The organism is Bradyrhizobium sp. F1.13.3, assembly GCF_040548265.1.
Lineage (GTDB): Bacteria > Pseudomonadota > Alphaproteobacteria > Rhizobiales > Xanthobacteraceae > Bradyrhizobium.
On the sequence record NZ_JBEPRI010000005.1, the window covers coordinates 387,826 to 404,072 of the forward strand.

Here is a 16,247-nt window from a genome sequence, read left to right on the forward strand (position 1 = left end):
CATCAGGCGGTCTTGATGTAGTCGCGCAGGGCTTCCTGCTCGGACTCGTATTCCTGCACCCGGCGCTTGACGATGTCGCCGATCGAGATCAGGCCGACCACCTTGCCATTGTCGACCACGGGCAGATGGCGGAACTTGCCGGTGGTCATCATCTCCATGAGCTCGGCGACCGTGTCGGTCTCCTTGCAGGTGACGACCTTCCGGGTCATGACCTGAGAGACCGGCTCCTCCAGCGCGCCGGCGCCGCGTTCGCCGATCACTCGCACGATGTCGCGCTCCGACAGGATGCCTTCCAGCCGGCTCTGGTTCATCACCAGCACAGCGCCGATCTTCTTCTCACCGAGCAGTTTGACCGCGACCGCCAGCTTCGCGTCCGGCTCGACGCTCATGATCTGGTGGCCCTTGGTGTTGAGAATCGAACGTACCGTCATTGTCGCCTCCCTGAATCGGAACCGTCCGCTGTTCGCGGTCCGGACTTGTTCTTCGAGTCTTCAACTAACAGTTTCAGCGCCGGTTTCACGCTCGTGCGCTTTGCGAAGCATCGCCGCGAACGGCCTGTCGCTTCGGAACATTCTTCTCGGGAATGATGGATGAATTCGGGCGGCGCCGCAAGCGCCGCTTCAAATACGGTCTGAAATGTCCTGTGATGACGCATCCGCAGCATCGCTTCGCACGCGCGGCACGGGATCGAACAGCGTGAACAGCAAGAGGCCGGCAAGGAAGCCGCCGATATGCGCCTGCCAGGCAACGCTCGTGGTCTCGCTATCGACGCCGATCGCGCCGACGCCAAAGACGATGTTGACGCCAAACCAAACCGCGAGGAAGCCGAGCACTCGCCCGTCGCGCAACGCGCGCGACAGCGGCAGCGCCGGAACTCTTGCGGCGGTATCGGCATCCGATCGGCTGAACGACAGGAAGCTGCCGCGAACGAAGGCGAAGCGGATCGCCGCTGCCATCGCCCCAGACACCGACGCCGAGGCGCCGATCATCGGCGCCACCGCGTGCTCATGAGTGACGAGATGGGCGAGCGCGCCGGCCGCCGCCGTCACCGCGAGGAACAGGAAGAACCTGATGGCGCCAAAGCGCCGCGCCAGCGCGCTGCCGAACGGCAACAGCCACAGCACGTTGAAGCCGAGATGGGTGAGATTGGCGTGCAGCAGCGAATAGGTGACGAAGGTCCAGACCTTGGCGCCGGCACCGCCGGGAATCTCCAGATTGAGTAGCGAGGAATCGTAGCGCTTGGGGATGAAGCCGAAGACGTCGATGGTCCAGTTCTCGAGCTCCGGCGGCAGCAACACCCGCAGATGGATCACCGCGAGCAGGAGGATATAGGCGGTCAGCGCCACGGGCAGCGTCAGGATCGGCTCGCGCGGAGCCTCCTCAACGACGGCCGGCACCCCCAGCGAAGCATCTTGCGACGGAGGATCTTGCGGCGGAGAATTTGGCGGGGAATCCAAGGCGGCTTCGCTTTCAGGCGCGATCGGAGCGACAGTCCTAACGACAGGCCTTGGAGATAGTCGTCTTTGCCCGCCCTGCGCAAGTGCACAAAAGGAAAAGGCAGGGCCCTGGGAAAGCCCTGCCTATCCGTGTCGGACTTCCGGTACCCAGAGAGACGGGAGTATCCCCACCCCTCCCCGCGGCCGGTGACCAAACTGTTTGACGCCTGTGTACAGGCCTCGCCGAGAACCTGGAGAAAGGCGGCGAGGCTTGCGACCGCGGTCACCATAGCAGCGGGGCGGCGCACGGAAAGCGCATAGTTAATTTAACGTTAACGACGCAAAGGCAGCGCCAGAGGCGCCGAAAACGCCGCTGCGGCATGGACGCTGCAAAGCCCCTCCTGCACAACAACACAGGGATCGCGGCTGCACTGAAGCGGGACAGGTTTGTCCCGCGAGGTTGCGCCCCGGGGTAAGCGTTCAGTCATGAAACATCCGTCGAGCCGCGAGTTCTTCGCATATTGGGACGAGAAGCGCGGCACTGCGCGGGCGCCAGACCGGGCGGATATCGATCCGGCCGCCGTGCGCGGCCTGCTCGGTGACATCTTCGTGCTGTCCTGCGAGCCCAATCTCGGCTTCCCGTTCCGCGTCGCCGGCACGCGCGTCTGCGCGCTCGCAGGGTGCGACCTCAAGGATTCGAGCTTTGCGGCACTGTTCAACGAAGCCAGCCGCCGCGACATCGAGGAGATCACGACCATCGTCGCCGACGAGAGCCTCGGCGCAATCGCCGGCGTCACCGCCGCGCGCGAGGACGGCAGCAAGGCGTATCTCGAGCTGCTGCTCCTGCCGTTCAACGCCCGCCCGCATACACCGGTCAGCGTGACAGGCGTGCTCGCGCCGTTCGACGACGAATGCGGCGCGCTTGGTCCGTTCGCCCTCACCTCCTGGCGCTATCTGCACCAGCCGGAAAAACTGCTGCCGCGCGCGATCCGCAAGCTGCAGATCGCACGCGGGTTGATGGTCTATGAGGGGCTGCGCTAGCAGTGCACCCCGCTCACGGCATCGCCAGATGCCACGCGCCGTTCAGAAAGCCGTCGCCGGTGACGTCGCCGGGCTTGGTGTCCTTGGCGAAGGTGTAGAGCGGCTTGCCCTTGTAGGCCCATTGCTTCGAGCCGTCGTCGCGCGTGATCACGGTGTAGCCGTCGGCGGCGGCATCGCTCGCCTCGGCCTTCAGCACCGGCCAGTTGGTCGCGCACGGACCATTGCAGGCCGATTTGCCGTCCGCATCCTTGTCGAAAGTATAGAGCGACATGCCCTTGGCGTCGGTGAGCACATTACCCTTGTCGGTCTTGCCAGTCTTGGTCGGCGGCGCCGCGAAAGCAGCGGGAACCATCGCGAGCGATATTGCGAGCGTGAGCGCGAGGCGGATCGAGGACGTCATGGTATCTCCTGTCATGCAATGGGCTTGCATGGTAGGACGCCGCGCGAGACGCCGTATTCCTGAGATGTCGGCAAAGATATTTTTCGCTGCACGCATCGCCGCATCGGAATAAACTGGGATGATGGAAGCGGAACGACGGACCGACATGAGCAAGCCGCATTGGCGTCTCGCGCGCGCCTCCGATCTGCCGGCGATCAGCAAGATCGCAGCGCGGATTCATCCCGATCTGCCTGAAAGCCCTGAGGTGTTCGCGGAAAAGATGCGGCTCTATCCCGATGGCTGCCGCGTGCTTGTCGCGGACGACGGGATCGTCGGCTACGGTCTCGCGCATCCGTGGATGCAGCACCGGATTCCGCCGCTCGACGGCTTCCTCGAGCAACTGCCTGGCGATGCGGATTGCCTCTATTTGCACGACGCCGCGGTGCTGCCCGACTTTCGCGGCGGCGTTGCGCGCGACTATGTTGCCGTTATCGAAGCGCTGGCGCGCGCCTCCGGCATTGCGACCCTCGCACTGGTCTCGGTCTATGCCACGCAACCGCTGTGGCAAGGCCTCGGCTTTCGGCCCGTCAATGCGGATCCTGAACTACGCGCAAAGCTCGCGTCTTACGGTAACAGCGCGACGTACATGCGGCGCGACCTCACTGCGACGTAACATCCCTGCCCCCCGGCGCAGTTCACGCTGGCGTGAAGCCATTCCCTCGAACCGGGTTCGATCAGCTCTCGTCGAAGAACTGTGCGGGCCGATCTGGTCTCGCCGAAACGAGACTGGAGAATTTCCATGAAACTCACATTGCCGAAAGTTGCTTTGCTTGCATTGGCGGCGACGGCCGCGTTCAGCGCAACCAGCGCCAACGCGGCTCAATTCCGGACCTATGGCTGCGATTCCGCTTTCTTCGAGGGCTGCGGCATCGCGATCGAGCAGCCAACGCCGAGCGGCAGAAGCCGCGTCAGCGTCACTCACGACACCTCGCCCACCTACATGAAGCAGACCGATCCCCGCTACATCTCGTCGATGCGCGATGCCGGCGGTGGTGGCGGAGGTGGTGGTGGCGGCGGCGGTGGCGGTGGCCGCTGAGCCCATCTAACTTTTCAGATGATGTCGCCGGTGCAATCCGGCGGCATCATTGCTGTCCCTGCCGAAGAGCGCCCGTTCAACCGCGATGCTTTTTCTTCTTCGGCTTCTTGCTCGGCGCACCCTTTTCAGACCACGGCGTGACCGAAGGTTCGGAATGGCCCGGCTTGGTCTTATGCTTCTTTTTCTTCGCGAATGCCGGAGCGTCGTCGAATTTCGCAGGGCGATCGCCGTGCGGCTTGCCACGTGGCTTGAATTCGCTCTTGTCGCGCGGGCGTTCGCCCTGACGTTCACGATGATCGCTCTCGCCGCTGTCGCGCCGCGGCGCGTGGGACCGCTGTTCCGAAGGCGCCTGCCGCTGCGGCGCATCCGCCATCGGCTCGAGGCGGATATTGTCTTCCTTGTCCGGACGCTTGATCTTCACGGCGAAGGATTCCGCGACCCGCTCGGAAATTTCGAACTCGGTCGTGGTGTCCATGATCTTGATCGCGCCGATATCGCCCTTGTCGATGCCGCCACGGCGGCAGATCATCGGCAACAGCCAGCGCGCTTCCGCATTCTTTTTCCGTCCGATGTTGGCCCGGAACCAGACGCTGCCATCCGCCATGCCATGTTTCGACGACGATTTTCCCGATTTGGGCCGAGCCCTTTCGGGCCGATCGTCGCCACGCGAAGCGTCACGCGGCGTACGAAAATCGTCGCGCGGCGTGCGCGTATCGTTGCGACTGCGATCGTCGCGCGGCCGGCCAGCTCGCTCGCCGGGATCGAGGATGTCTTCGGGCGACGGCAGCCGCGCGCGATAGAGCCGTGCGAGTGACGCGGCGATCTCCTCGGCCGACCGCTCGGCCAAGAGCGCCTGCGCCAGAGCCAGATCGTCGGCGGTGGTCTCCTCCGTGAACAGCACGTCCTTCATGCGCTCGTGATCGAGCTTGCGGATCTCATCCGGCTGCGGCGCCGTCCCCCAGACCGCGTCGATCCCCGAGACGTTCAGCAGCATTTCCGCACGCCGCCGGCGCACGGGCGGCACCAGCATGACGCTGGTCCCCTTGCGGCCCGCGCGGCCGGTGCGGCCGGAGCGATGCTGCATGACCTCGGCGTCGTTGGGCAGGTCGGCATGAATGACGAGGTCGAGGCTCGGCAGGTCGATGCCGCGCGCGGCGACGTCGGTCGCCACGCAGACGCGCGAGCGTCCGTCCCGCAGCGACTGCAGCGCCGTGGTTCGCTCGTTCTGCGTCAATTCACCGGAGAGAGCGACGACGGAGAAGCCGCGCTCCAGCAGCGCCGCCTGCAAATGCCGGACGCCATCGCGCGTGCTGCAGAACACCAGCGCGCTCGGCGCCTCGTAGAAGCGCAGCACGTTGACGACGGCGTGCTCGGCATCGCCGGGCGCGATCCGGATCGCGCGGTACTCGATGTCGGCGTGACCGCCTTCGTCGCCGGCGACCTCGATCCGGAACGCCCGCTGCTGGTACTGCTTGGCCAGCGCGACGATGCCGCGCGGGAACGTCGCCGAGAACATCAGGGTGCGGCGCGTGTCCGGCGTGGTCTTGAGAATGAACTCCATGTCCTCGCGAAAGCCGAGATTGAGCATCTCGTCGGCCTCGTCGAGCACAACCACCTTCAATTCCGAAATGTCGAGACGGCCGCGGCGCAAATGATCGCACAACCGGCCAGGCGTGCCGACGACGATGTGAGCGCCGGCCGCAAGCTCGCGCTGCTCGCGCCTGGGATCCATGCCGCCGACGCAGGAGACGACGCGCCCGCTCGCATGCTCGTACAGCCACGCCAGCTCGCGATGGACCTGCAAGGCAAGCTCGCGGGTCGGCGCCACGATCAGAGCAAGCGGTGCACCCGCCCGCTCGAACCGCTCAGCGTCGCCCAACAGGTCCTTGGCCATGGCCAGGCCGTAGGCCAGCGTCTTGCCCGAGCCGGTCTGGGCCGAAACCAGCAGGTCGCGGTCAGCGGCCTCCTCCGTGAGCACGGCGAGCTGAACGGGGGTCGGACGGTCGTAGTTGCGCTCGGCCAAAGCTCGGGCGAGCGGCGGACTCATGGTCGGAAAAGACACGGGATAAACCTTGGTTGGTCCAGGCGCGGAACGTCGAGCCGCGCGACCTGAAGCTGCGTAGGCGGCAAATGGTTCGACCGCACGCGTGGTGATTTGATTTGGACGCTCTTTACGCCAAGTGCGGGCAAATCACCATGCCTATGACGCATGGCTTTGGTGATGCCGAGAACAAGCTTACCGGTCAGCTCGACCCACTACATCCAGCGTTTTCGGGCCGTTTTGCTGCATATAGCGGGATCTGACATCAAAGCCACCGCCCAGTTCGCAAGCTTGCAGGGAGGAGCCACGCGCAGGCCCTAATCCCTGGAGGTCACCAGCCTGCCGAATCCGCCGACCAGCCTGGCTCTGGCCCGCGCAACGGCGTCCTTCGCCGCGCGGCCTAGGGCGCGAACGGCACGCCAGGCTTCGGTTGCCTGTAGCCATGCCTTGACGTCTGTGAACTTGCCATAGACCCAGGCAAAAGCCGGAATCCGCATCAGCTTGTCACGCGTGAGCTGAAACAGGCGCTCGACCAGCACGAGCTTGAGCAGCTCGCCGACGATGAAAGTCACCGCCCCGCTCACGACTTGGCCGGTCGCAGCGAGATAGGCCGCGACGGGCTTGACCGGCTCCAGGATGATCACGGGTACGGAAAACAAGGCGAGCGAGCAATAAGGCGACAGCGATCTGATCCAGCCGCGCAATCGCTTTAATTGGAGATGCCGCCCGATCCAGCGCGAGATCGGCCTCGCCACGGCCATGAAGATCGCATCCACCAGGAAGTAGATGGCGGCCAGGATGTAAGTGACGGGTTTCAGGATTCGCTTCACGATGAACTCTCCCGTGAACTGAAAGCCGCAACCCGGGCCTAAGTTTCACCCCGGCGTGAATAACGCGCGGATTTTCGAGGGAACTTTTCGTGCACAGCCCACCGCTCCCGCGTTTCAGATCTCCGCATAGACCTCCAAGAGATTGCCGTCGGGGTCGCGGAAGAACAGCGTCCGATGCCCGAACGACTGGTTTGTCGGCGGTGAGAGCAGCGCCACGCCGTGGCGTGCGAGTTCGTCGGCACACGCATCGACTTCGACCGCGGACACCCTGAAAGCCAGTTGCAGCGAGGCGCTGCCGTGCGGCACCGGCGCATCGCCCGCGGTTCGGCCTGGCTTCGCCAGCGCCAGAGTATTGCTGCCGAAGCCGTACTCGATCCAGTTCGGGGACAGCTCCCGCAGCAGCGGAAACGCGAGAACCTCCTCGTACAACCGCCGCATCGCCGCCATGTCGCGCACGAAGACGACAGTGTAATCGATCGCACGGATGGCGCGGAAGGGCGAGCGGGTGCGATGGGTTGGTTCGGTTGTTTGTTCGTTTGTCATGTCGTCCTTCATTCCAAGCTCCGACTCGTAGCCCGCATGGAGCGCAGCGGAATGCGGGGAGCCACAGGCGAGAATCCCGGATTACGCTGCGCTCCATCCGGGCTACCAGTTTCTCACTCCACCAGCTCCGGCCATGGCACGATGGTCGACTTCACCGTCTTCATCGCCATCGCATCCCTGACCGCCTGTGCGACGCCGTCTTCCGTGAACGGATAGATCGTCTGCATTTTCAGCCAGGGATATTTGTCCGCCGTGCGATGGAGCATTTCGACGCCGAGCGGCAGATCGTTGCCGGTGAAACCCCAGGAGCCCAGCACATTGAGGTCCTTGGTGCAGATGCGGTGCCAGGAGGTCTCGATCGAGCCGGCGTCGGTGAACTGGCCCATCTCGACATAGGTGCCGCCGTCGCGCAGCATCTCGATGCCTTCGGGGCCGGCTGAGGGGTGGCCCGAGCAATCCATCACCAGATCGGCGCCGAAGCCGCCGACGATCTCGCGCACGCGGGCGATGCGGTCTTGCGGTGACTTCAGTTCGTCGATGTTCACCGTCGCCTCGGCGCCGAACTCGCGCGCGAGCTTGAGCCGCGGCTGCTCCGGCGCACCGACGCAGATCACGCGCCCTGCTCCCATCTCCTGCGCGGCGGCGACCGCGAGAATGCCGATTGGGCCCGAGCCCTGGATCACCACGGTGTCGCCCCAGGTGAAACCGCCGGCGCGGCTGGCGCGATTGAAGGCGCGGATACAGGAGGTCAGCGGCTCCGACAGCGCACCCAGCCGCAGCGACATGTCGTCAGGCAATTTGTAGATCTTGGTGCCCGGCAGCATGTCGAGATCGACATAGACATGTTCGGCCCAGCCTCCCCACATGTGAGGCGCTTTGTCGAAGCCGAGATAGCGGCCGTAATAGACCGGCGTCAGGCATTTGTTGGCGGTCAGCGGATAATGGATGCAGTAATAGCAGCGGCCGCAGGGCATCAGCGGCGGGATCATCACCTTCGAGCCGACCTTGAGCGACTTGCTCATGAAGTCCTCGGTGAATTCGTCACCGCATTCGGCGACGACGCCGCCGATCTCATGGCCGAGCGTGAACGGCCACGGCAGCGGCTTCGGCCAATGCCCCTTCAGAATGTGCAGGTCGGTGCCGCAGACGCCGCACGCGCCGACCTTGATCAGCGCGGCCTTTTTGCCGACCTTCGGCCACGGCACGGTGCGGATGACGGGGTCGCTGCCCGGCCCTGCGTGGGTGCAGACGCGGATTTGGTCCATGGCTGTTTCCTCGGTGCCCGTCTGTTATGATTGATTGGTGCGGGCTGAAGCGAAGCGTATGTGAGATGCGCGGTCGTGCCAAGCCGCGGTCTCGTAGCCCGCATGAGCGAAGCGACATGCGGGGCCAGCGTTCCCGGATATCGCTTCGCTCATCCGGGCTACAGTGCCTGCCACACTCACCACCGTCATCCTGAGGTGCGCGCTCTTGCGCGCCTCGAAGGATGGGCTGCGCCCGCCTGTAGCCCATCCTTCGAGGCTTCACCTTGCGATGCGAACACGCATCGCAAGGCTCGCACCTCAGGATGACGGTGGAGCTTGGGGCAGCAGCGCATGGCTGATGTCCAAGCACGCCCAAGTGTCTTGAGCGGCCGCCGGCGAACGTGTAACTCCCGACGAGTCCCACCCAGGTGCCCTCTTGAACCCCCTCCCCCAAAATCCCGTGGTCGCTTCCGGCTCGTTCGCAGCGATGAAGTCGGTGCCGTACCGGCTCCAGTTCATCGCCTACATACTGGCGATGATGGCCGATAATATCGAGCACGTGATCAGCTATTGGGTGGTGTTCCAGAAATTCCATTCGCCGGCGCTGGCGGGCTTTGCGGTGCTGTCGCACTGGCTGCCGTTCCTGCTGTTCTCGGTCGCGGTTGGCGGGCTCGCCGACCGGGTCGATCCGCGCCGCATCATTCAATGCGGCATGTTGCTGTTCATCGTTGCCTCGGCTGGATGGGGGTTCTTCTTCATCACCGACACGATCGAGATGTGGCACGCCATGCTGCTGCTGGTGATCCATGGTTCCGCCGGCGTGTTGTGGCAGACGCCGAACCAGCTGCTGCTCTATGATCTCGTCGGCCCCGCCGATCTTCCGAGCGCGGTGCGGCTGAATGCGATGGCGCGCTATCTCGGCATTCTGGTCGGACCCGCCGTCGGCGGCATCATCATGCTGACGCTCGGCACCTCGCATGGCATCATCTTCAACACGCTGTTCTACCTACCGATGCTGCTGTGGCTGTTCTGGGCGCCGGTGCGCGACAACAGCGTGGCCGTGCGGCGCTTCGCCGTGCGCGGCCTTGCCGACATCATGCTGACCATCCGCGCCATCGGCACCCAGCCGGTGCTGACAGCGATGACGTGGCTTGCCGGCCTCACCTCCTTCATGATCGGCAATGCCTATCACGCGCAGATGCCGGGCTTTGCCGGCGATCTCGGCCATGGCGATCCTGGAATCTCCTATAGCGTGCTGCTCGCGGCTGATGCCGCCGGCGCGCTGCTCGCCGGCATCGCGCTGGAATCCTGGGGACGGCTCAAGGGCACGCCGCGCACCGCGATCATGCTCGCCATGCTGTGGAGCGTGGCGCTGCTCGGCTTCGCCTCGGTGCGGATCTATCCGGTCGCGATCGTGCTGTTGTTCTTTGCAGGCTTCTTCGAGCTGTCGTTCAACACCATGGCGCAGGCGCTGGTGCAGTTGAACGCGCCGTCCGACATTCGCGGCCGCGTCGTCGGCCTCTACAACATGGCCGGGCTCGGGATGCGAGCGTTCAGCGGCATCACAGTCGGATTGTTCGGTGCGGCGATCGGCATTCACTGGTCGCTCGGGCTCTCGGCCGCAGTGCTGCTGGCGCTGCTATGTCTTCTCTATGGGCGCGCGACGAGGAAGACGGCCGGTTGACTCCGGCGTCTCCCCACCGCACGCTTGATACAGGGTTTGGGGAGATGAAGCGTTGCGCAATCGCTGGGGCATACTTGCGATCCTGTTCGTCGTTCGCCTCACCATCGCGTTCCAGTTCCAGAGCGTGGCCGCGGTCGCGCCGCTGCTGCAGCAGAGCTTCGGTGTCGGGCTCGCCGATATCGGCATCCTGATCGGCCTCTATTTCACACCGGGCATCGTGCTGGCGCTGCCGGGCGGCGCGATCGGCCGGACCCTCGGCGACAAGCCCACCACGATCCTGGCGCTGCTGCTGATGACGGCGGGCAGCCTCGTCATGGCCACTACCGACGTCTGGGGCTGGCAGATGACGGGCCGGCTCGCCTCCGGCGCCGGCGGCGTGCTGCTGACCGTTCAGCTCACCAAGATGGGCACCGACTGGTTTGCGGGGAAGGAGATCGCCACCGCGATGGCGATCTTCGTCAACTCCTGGCCGGCGGGCGTTGCGATCTCGCTGGTGGTGCTGCCGGCGATCGGCACCGCCTATGGCGCGGGCGCCGTGTTCCTCGTGGCCGGCGCGCTGACCGCGATCGGCATTGTGCTGATCACGTTCTACCAATCGCCGCCCGGAGCAAGCGCCAGCGCGGCCGGCTCCGGGCGGCTTGATCCGCTCGCGCTCCTGGCGGTGATCGTCGCGGGCGCGATCTGGGGCCTCTATAATGTCGGCTTCGCCATGATCTTCTCGTTCGGCCCCTCGCTGCTCGCCGAGCGCGGCTGGAGCATTGCCGCGGCGGGATCGGCGATCAGCGTCGTGATGTGGCTGTCGGTGATCTCGGTGCCGGCAGGCGGCTATCTCGCCGATCGCTTCAAGCGCCCCTTCGTGCTGGCGATCGCGGCCAGCCTGGTGGTGGCCGGGCTGCTGGCCTGGCTGACCCGATCCGACGCTGTGATCACGATCCTGGTCCTGATCGGCCTGATCGGCGGCCATCCGGCCGGGCCGATCATGAGCCTGACCGCCCGCGTGCTCGTGCCGGAAACCAGGGCGATCGGGATGGGCGTGTTCTACACTCTCTTCTATGCCGCGATGATGCTGGGGCCGGCGGTGGCGGGCCGGCTCGCCAAATCGGCCGGCACTGCCGCGGTCGCGCTCGACCTCGGCGCGCTGACGGTGCTGGCCTGCCCGCCACTGATGTGGCTTTTCGAACGCATTGTGTCTGTTCGTCTTCGCCGCGCCCGATCCTAACGGGGCATTAACCCTGTGCACCTTAGGGTCGTCCCGGACTCCGCCAGGCGGGGGGTCGGGTTGTGAAAATGGCGTTGGCGCACAAAAAATTTCTTCCGGCCGCCGAGGAACGTCGGCGTTTCCAGCGGGTGAAAGTTCACCTGCTCGGCCGCTACATGCTGCCGGACCGCCGTGAATTTCCCTGCCAGGTGATCAACATGTCGCCGGGCGGGCTGGCGCTGCTGGCCCCCGGCATCGGCAATGTCGGCGACCGCGTGGTCGCCTATCTCGACCATATCGGCCGCGTCGAGGGCAAGATCACCCGCATCATCGACAATGGCTTCGCCATGACGGTCGGCGCCACGCCGCGAAAGCGCGACAAGCTCGCGGCACAGCTGACCTGGCTCGCCAACCGCGACATCCTCAATTTGCCGGAAGACCGCCGCCACGATCGTATCGTGCCGCGCAACCCGATCGCGGTGCTGACGCTCGAGGACGGCACCAAGATGACCTGCCGCATCATCGACCTCTCGCTGTCGGGCGCGGCCATCGCCGCCGAGAACCGCCCCCCGCTGAAATCGACGGTTCTGCTCGGCCGGGTGCAGGGTCGCGTGGTCCGAAACCTCGAAGACGGCTTCGCGCTCGAGTTCATGCATTCGCAGCCGATTGAAACTCTCGAAGAGAGCGTTACCGCGCGGTAAAGCGCTAAGACACCAAAACCACTGCATTTCCAGCCCTGAAGGCGGCCTCCGCGATGCGGACGCCGCCTTTTTCATGGGTCGTGACCGGCCTCGCGCGGGTTAACGCGGAGGCTGCGGGTGCGTGCAAACAACGGTTCCGCCAACGTTTCCGCGTTAATCGATAAAATTTGAATCAATTGCAGTCATATCGAATTTTATTCAAGTTTGACTCAAGTATAGATCGAATTTGCCGCGTGTTTTACTTGCATTCGTCTCGACTTGACTTGGCTGACTTAGCGGCAACTCAAAAGCTCCCTGCGCAATGTGGTCCCAACAAGAAACGGGGGCCGCAATGTTTGATTTCAGGGGACAGGGGAAGGGAATGGCGCTGGCCGCCATGCTCTTCGGAATGAGCGCGGCAGCGCAGGCCGGCGAAGGCCGTCTGCTCTACGCAAGCCTCGGCGACACCACGCGTGCGCCGATCGGCTGGGTCGAGTTCTGTGCGGATAATGCCGCTCAGTGCCAGGGCGCACCGACGCAAGCGCGCGACATCGTGATGTCGCAGGCTGCATGGCGCGACCTCGTCAAGGTCAATCGCTGGGTCAACGAGACCGTCAAGCCTTTGACCGACCAGGAGCACTGGGGCGTGATCGAAAAGTGGTCGCTGCCGTCCGACGGTTACGGCGACTGTGAAGACTACGTGCTGTTGAAGCGCAAGATGCTGATCGATGCCGGATGGCCGCGCGAGGCCCTGCTCATCACCGTCGTGCGTGACAAGAAGGGCGAAGGACACGCGGTGCTGACGGTGAAGACCGACAAGGGCGAGTTCGTTCTCGACAATCAGAACGAGAACGTCGTTGCCTGGACGGAGACCGGCTATCGCTTCGTCAAGCGCCAGTCGCAGAGCGATCCCAACGTCTGGGTCTCGCTCGGCGACACCAAGCCGGCGGTCTCCACCGCCAGCGCGAGAGATCAGTAGAGACAAACGAAAGAGATACGCGACCCGGTCACATCCCCACCCCTCCCCGTCCCAGACCGGTTCGCGCGCGGCCAGCCATCCCCCAATGGCTGGCCGCAACTTTTCAAGGATGTACTTCGCTCAGTCCTGCGGCGTCTGCCGCGACCAGGGCACGCGCGCGGCGGTGAAATCGCGCCACGTGCTTTGCAAGGCAGGCTGCACTCCGATCGACGCCCGCGCCTGCCAGCCGGCGATCGCCGCCGCAGCGATGGCACCCTCGGGCTCGGCACCAAGCCGGTCCAGCAATGATGCAGTCACCGCCATGTCGTTGAAGGCGCCGAGCTGCTCCTGCAAACCGGCGAGCCTGCGCGAGAATTTTCGCGCGAATTTGCGGTCCACGAACAGCGGCAGCAGAAACTCGCTGAGATAGCGCAGCCGCTTGGTCGCCAGCCGCACGCGGTGCAGACCTTCGGCGGAAAGCGACTTGAAGCGGCGGCCGCGCCTGAGCACCTTCGCATATTGCTCCGACAGAATGCGCTGCGCGAAATTGACGGCGGGTTCGGCGAGTTGGCCGAGATCCTCAGCGGCGACGTCGTTGCGCCAGCCCCGCGTCTCGATCCAGCTGCCGAGGCCGAGCAGGAATATGGCGCAGCGGCGATCTTCGAGCGCGTCATGCGCCTTGCGATAGGCGTCGGACTGACGCCCGGCCGCGGCCCGGCCCAACGCATCGAAGCCCGCGACCGACGGACAGGCCTTTGCGATCGTCGGCAAGGTCTCGATCCGGAACACGTCCCAGTCGCGCGCGGCGGAGAGGTCTTGCGCCAGCCACCTGGCTTCCGACCGCAGCGCATCGAGATTGCTGAGCGCGCCGACCGACCGCATCAGGTCCAGCGCCGATCGAAGCCGGCGCAGCGAGACGCGAAGTTGATGCACGCCTTCCGGATTGCGACCGTCTTCGGCCGCCGGCAGCGACTGAAGCAGATGGAGGAAGCAGGAGCGCAGGATGGTCGCGAACGCCTCGTCCAGTGTCACTGACGGATCGAGACGAAGTTTTCGCGGACGTCGCGCGGCGGGCGGCCTGTCGGCGGCGAGGTCGAAGCCGCGTGCCGATTTGGAGCGGATGGAGGGCTTCACGAGGCCGTGCTCTGCAAGCCGCAACGCGATCTCGTAGATCGTGCTGCCGCTGCCGCTCTTGAGTTCCAACTCGATCTCGCTCACCGGCAGTGAACGATCGCCGGCCGTCAACTCGCCCCGGTCGAAGGCGATCTCGACCGTGCCTGACGGCAGGTCGATCAACCGCGCATGGCGATGGACATCGGCGGTGAAGACGGCTTCGAGCGGCTGCGCTTCCAGGTGGCCGCGAAGCTTCTCCGGAATGAAAGACATTGCCAAAGCGAGATCGGGCGCAAGCGAAGGTACGCTCGCCTCCCACTCACCGCGGCGGAGCGGATCGTCCACCACATCGGTCTTCACGGTTTGCACGAAGCGCGCACCGCTCCGACGAACGCGCAAGCTCAAGCCGTTGCGACGTAACGTCCGCTCCGGCGTGTCGTAATAGACGGACTTGAGATGTTTGCGCGTGCCCTTGTTGCGCGCGTTCGCCGCGATGACGGGGGCGGCATTGAAATGCGCCATGCGATCGGCATCGACGAGAAGCTTGAGTTCGATCTCGCCGGCGGCAGGCGCGGCGCCGCTCGACGGGAGTGGTTCCGTTGCCGGTTCCGCGTCCTGCGATGGCGTCTGATCAATCACAGCGCCCTCGACGATCACAGGTTCCGCGACGAGCTCGGCGGGTTCACGCTGCCTCAAAAAGCCGGCGATGACTTGCGTTCTCTTGTTGTCCTTCGCAACAGGATTCCCATCCCGCGCGCTCGGAAACTTGCGAACCGGCGTTGCGTCTGACTTCAGCATTTACAGGTTCATGACAGTTCGATGACGAAGCGTCCTCCTATAGCTGGTGCGGCTCGCGAGGACTAGTCACGTGACGCCGCAGCGCCCGACCGTCCACACGAGGCTGGGAGCGGCTTGACCACAGGAACTAAATTGCCGCCGGCGCAGCAAGCGATCGGTTTGACCGCGGATCCCGCCCTTCTCGAAACCGAGATGAACACGTCAGCGAGCTTGACTCATTCCAGCCTTCCCGCAATCGGTGAAGGCGTTGGCGTCGAACGCGCTGCCCTGTCTCTCCGGCGGTTGCTTCATGGCCAGCGGCACACGCAATCACAAGGAGCTGCCATGACGTCGTTCCGTCCCGTCATCGCGTTGTCCAGGGGCCTGGAAGTCCTGCGGGTGATCAACCAGGAACGGCAGTCGACCGTCGGCTCGCTGCACAAAGCGACGGGGCTGAACAAGTCAACGATCGTCCGCATGCTCGAGACGCTGGAGCACGAAGGCTATGTGGTACACCGTACCGAGCCGGCCAGCTACGCGCCGACCGGACGGGCTCTGCTGCTCAGCGCAGGCTATGACGAGCCGACCTGGATTGGCGGCATCGCCGAACCCATCCTCAACAAATTCCGCAAGCAGATCCACTGGCCGTCAGACATCGCGGTGCTCGACCAGGAATCCATGGTCATCGCCCACACGACGCGGGTGGATGGATCGCTGCTGTTCAGCCGGCCGCCGGGTTTTCGCTTTCCTGTCCTCGGCACCTCGATGGGGCGCGCCTACCTCGCCTTTTGCGAGCCCGCCGAGCAGGAGCGCATTGCCGCGCGGCTTGCCCTCGGTCCCGAGCCCTGGAACGATCTGGCCCGCAACCCCGGCAGGCTCGCCAAAGTGCTGCGCACGATCCGCGGCGCCGGCTTCGCGGTCATGGACGAGACCTACAGCCGCCGCGTCTTCGGCGGCGCGGTGTGGGCGATTGGCGTACCCGTGATTTTGCGGAATCGTCTGTTCGGCAGCATGAACGTGATGATGCTGCGCGAGGCGGTCGGCCTGGAGGACGGCGTCCGGCGCTTCGTACCTCCGATGAAGAAGGTCGCTTCCGCACTTGCCGAGGCGCTCGGCGCCAAGCTTGCTGCGCCGGGTTCTCCTGCAGGTCGGCGATGATCATTTCACACAGTGAAACGATATTTTGATTTCTTGACCCTCCTCCTCGCCCGTGTGACACCTCGTTGC

General features: G+C 64.6%; 16 protein-coding genes. 8 read left to right on the forward strand and 8 right to left on the reverse strand.

Going from position 1 to position 16,247, the window contains the following annotated elements:
* Positions 1-2: 2 nt before the first annotated feature.
* Positions 3-431: a CBS domain-containing protein gene (locus ABIB66_RS17080; RefSeq protein ID WP_007611784.1), complete on the reverse strand. Its 429-nt coding sequence runs from the start codon at positions 429-431 to the stop codon at positions 3-5.
* A gap of 189 nt (positions 432-620) precedes the next feature.
* Positions 621-1,457 carry a rhomboid family intramembrane serine protease gene (locus tag ABIB66_RS17085; protein WP_502916881.1) on the reverse strand — a complete coding sequence of 279 codons (837 nt, stop codon included), beginning with the start codon at positions 1,455-1,457 and terminating at the stop codon, positions 621-623.
* A 465-nt stretch (positions 1,458-1,922) separates the two neighbouring features.
* Between ABIB66_RS17085 and ABIB66_RS17090 the strand changes: the two genes are divergently transcribed.
* Positions 1,923-2,477 (forward strand): PAS domain-containing protein, encoded by a 555-nt coding sequence (locus ABIB66_RS17090; RefSeq protein WP_354208608.1) that lies wholly within the window; start codon positions 1,923-1,925, stop codon positions 2,475-2,477.
* Between the two features lie 13 nt (positions 2,478-2,490).
* Here the strand turns inward: ABIB66_RS17090 and ABIB66_RS17095 are convergent, their stop codons facing one another.
* Entirely contained in the window at positions 2,491-2,877 is a 387-nt protein-coding gene (locus ABIB66_RS17095; RefSeq protein WP_275168393.1) for a COG4315 family predicted lipoprotein, read from the reverse strand.
* A gap of 145 nt (positions 2,878-3,022) precedes the next feature.
* Between ABIB66_RS17095 and ABIB66_RS17100 the strand changes: the two genes are divergently transcribed.
* Both ABIB66_RS17100 and ABIB66_RS17105 read left to right on the forward strand, forming a co-directional pair.
* On the forward strand, positions 3,023-3,529 hold the full coding sequence (locus ABIB66_RS17100; RefSeq protein ID WP_354208606.1) for a GNAT family N-acetyltransferase: 507 nt from the start codon (positions 3,023-3,025) through the stop codon (positions 3,527-3,529).
* Between the two features lie 126 nt (positions 3,530-3,655).
* Entirely contained in the window at positions 3,656-3,952 is a 297-nt protein-coding gene (locus tag ABIB66_RS17105; RefSeq protein WP_354208605.1) for a hypothetical protein, read from the forward strand.
* A gap of 76 nt (positions 3,953-4,028) precedes the next feature.
* Here ABIB66_RS17105 and ABIB66_RS17110 read toward each other — a convergent pair whose 3' ends face one another.
* The 4 genes from ABIB66_RS17110 to ABIB66_RS17125 form a co-directional block, all read right to left on the reverse strand.
* Positions 4,029-5,999, reverse strand: coding sequence for a DEAD/DEAH box helicase (locus tag ABIB66_RS17110; protein ID WP_354208676.1), 1,971 nt, complete (start codon positions 5,997-5,999; stop codon positions 4,029-4,031).
* A gap of 311 nt (positions 6,000-6,310) precedes the next feature.
* Positions 6,311-6,823 (reverse strand): hypothetical protein, encoded by a 513-nt coding sequence (locus ABIB66_RS17115; RefSeq protein ID WP_354208604.1) that lies wholly within the window; start codon positions 6,821-6,823, stop codon positions 6,311-6,313.
* Between the two features lie 114 nt (positions 6,824-6,937).
* Positions 6,938-7,378 (reverse strand): VOC family protein, encoded by a 441-nt coding sequence (locus tag ABIB66_RS17120; RefSeq protein WP_354255060.1) that lies wholly within the window; start codon positions 7,376-7,378, stop codon positions 6,938-6,940.
* Between the two features lie 101 nt (positions 7,379-7,479).
* Positions 7,480-8,631 (reverse strand): zinc-binding dehydrogenase, encoded by a 1,152-nt coding sequence (locus ABIB66_RS17125; protein ID WP_354208602.1) that lies wholly within the window; start codon positions 8,629-8,631, stop codon positions 7,480-7,482.
* Positions 8,632-9,046: 415 nt separating this feature from the next.
* Between ABIB66_RS17125 and ABIB66_RS17130 the strand changes: the two genes are divergently transcribed.
* The 4 genes from ABIB66_RS17130 to ABIB66_RS17145 all read left to right on the forward strand — a co-directional run bounded on the left by ABIB66_RS17130 (position 9,047) and on the right by ABIB66_RS17145 (position 13,151).
* A complete protein-coding gene (locus ABIB66_RS17130; protein WP_354208600.1) occupies positions 9,047-10,294 on the forward strand; it encodes an MFS transporter in 1,248 nt (415 codons plus the stop codon).
* Positions 10,295-10,346: 52 nt separating this feature from the next.
* Positions 10,347-11,513 carry an MFS transporter gene (locus ABIB66_RS17135; protein WP_354255061.1) on the forward strand — a complete coding sequence of 389 codons (1,167 nt, stop codon included), beginning with the start codon at positions 10,347-10,349 and terminating at the stop codon, positions 11,511-11,513.
* 68 nt (positions 11,514-11,581) lie between these two features.
* Positions 11,582-12,193, forward strand: coding sequence for a PilZ domain-containing protein (locus tag ABIB66_RS17140; RefSeq protein WP_007602573.1), 612 nt, complete (start codon positions 11,582-11,584; stop codon positions 12,191-12,193).
* Positions 12,194-12,524: 331 nt separating this feature from the next.
* Positions 12,525-13,151, forward strand: coding sequence for a transglutaminase-like cysteine peptidase (locus ABIB66_RS17145; protein WP_027518711.1), 627 nt, complete (start codon positions 12,525-12,527; stop codon positions 13,149-13,151).
* 120 nt (positions 13,152-13,271) lie between these two features.
* Here ABIB66_RS17145 and ABIB66_RS17150 read toward each other — a convergent pair whose 3' ends face one another.
* Complete coding sequence (locus ABIB66_RS17150; protein ID WP_354255062.1) at positions 13,272-15,041, reverse strand: CYTH and CHAD domain-containing protein; 1,770 nt, start codon at positions 15,039-15,041, stop codon at positions 13,272-13,274.
* A gap of 132 nt (positions 15,042-15,173) precedes the next feature.
* Between ABIB66_RS17150 and ABIB66_RS17155 the strand changes: the two genes are divergently transcribed.
* On the forward strand, positions 15,174-16,178 hold the full coding sequence (locus tag ABIB66_RS17155; protein ID WP_354255063.1) for a helix-turn-helix domain-containing protein: 1,005 nt from the start codon (positions 15,174-15,176) through the stop codon (positions 16,176-16,178).
* Positions 16,179-16,247 lie beyond the last annotated feature (69 nt).

Excerpts from the sequence above, each read along its gene's own strand:
- ABIB66_RS17080 (WP_007611784.1), bottom strand. The coding sequence starts at position 431 with ATGACGGTACGTTCGATTCTCAACACCAAGGGCCACCAGATCATGAGC.
- ABIB66_RS17090 (WP_354208608.1), top strand. The coding sequence starts at position 1,923 with ATGAAACATCCGTCGAGCCGCGAGTTCTTCGCATATTGGGACGAGAAG.
- ABIB66_RS17095 (WP_275168393.1), bottom strand. The coding sequence starts at position 2,877 with ATGACGTCCTCGATCCGCCTCGCGCTCACGCTCGCAATATCGCTCGCG.
- ABIB66_RS17100 (WP_354208606.1), top strand. The coding sequence starts at position 3,023 with ATGAGCAAGCCGCATTGGCGTCTCGCGCGCGCCTCCGATCTGCCGGCG.
- ABIB66_RS17105 (WP_354208605.1), top strand. The coding sequence starts at position 3,656 with ATGAAACTCACATTGCCGAAAGTTGCTTTGCTTGCATTGGCGGCGACG.
- ABIB66_RS17110 (WP_354208676.1), bottom strand. The coding sequence starts at position 5,999 with ATGAGTCCGCCGCTCGCCCGAGCTTTGGCCGAGCGCAACTACGACCGT.
- ABIB66_RS17120 (WP_354255060.1), bottom strand. The coding sequence starts at position 7,378 with ATGAAGGACGACATGACAAACGAACAAACAACCGAACCAACCCATCGC.
- ABIB66_RS17125 (WP_354208602.1), bottom strand. The coding sequence starts at position 8,631 with ATGGACCAAATCCGCGTCTGCACCCACGCAGGGCCGGGCAGCGACCCC.
- ABIB66_RS17140 (WP_007602573.1), top strand. The coding sequence starts at position 11,582 with ATGGCGTTGGCGCACAAAAAATTTCTTCCGGCCGCCGAGGAACGTCGG.
- ABIB66_RS17145 (WP_027518711.1), top strand. The coding sequence starts at position 12,525 with ATGTTTGATTTCAGGGGACAGGGGAAGGGAATGGCGCTGGCCGCCATG.
- ABIB66_RS17150 (WP_354255062.1), bottom strand. The coding sequence starts at position 15,041 with ATGCTGAAGTCAGACGCAACGCCGGTTCGCAAGTTTCCGAGCGCGCGG.